The sequence below is a fragment of the Streptomyces bicolor genome, from assembly GCF_000719285.1.
Classification (GTDB): Bacteria; Actinomycetota; Actinomycetes; order Streptomycetales; family Streptomycetaceae; genus Streptomyces; species Streptomyces bicolor.
Map to the genome: position 1 here is coordinate 1 of NZ_JOFS01000118.1, position 448 is coordinate 448.

1 rRNA gene is annotated in these 448 nt (G+C 58.0%); it reads left to right on the forward strand.

The features are described from left to right. A 16S ribosomal RNA gene (locus IF78_RS0142890) occupies positions 1-77 on the forward strand; the annotation flags it as partial. Positions 78-448: the final 371 nt, after the last annotated feature.

Here is a 448-nt window from a genome sequence, read left to right on the forward strand (position 1 = left end):
CGAAGGTGGGACTGGCGATTGGGACGAAGTCGTAACAAGGTAGCCGTACCGGAAGGTGCGGCTGGATCACCTCCTTTCTAAGGAGCACTTCTAAGCCGGGCTTGCCTGGTTCAGAGGCCAGTACATCAGCGAATGTCTGATGCTGGTTGCTCATGGGTGGAACGTTGATTATTCGGCACTCTCAGTCATCTCGGGCTGCCAGTACTGCTCTTCGGAGCGTGGAAAGCTGATCACGAGTGGCGGGGGTGTCGGGCACGCTGTTGGGTGTCTGAAGGTACGGCCGTGAGGTCGGGAGCCTTCGATGCCGGCGCCGGTGAAGCACTGACGATGTTGGTGTGTGACGGTGTACTGGTCGTTGTTTGAGAACTGCACAGTGGACGCGAGCATCTGTGGCCAAGTTTTTAAGGGCGCACGGTGGATGCCTTGGCACCAGGAACCGATGAAGGAC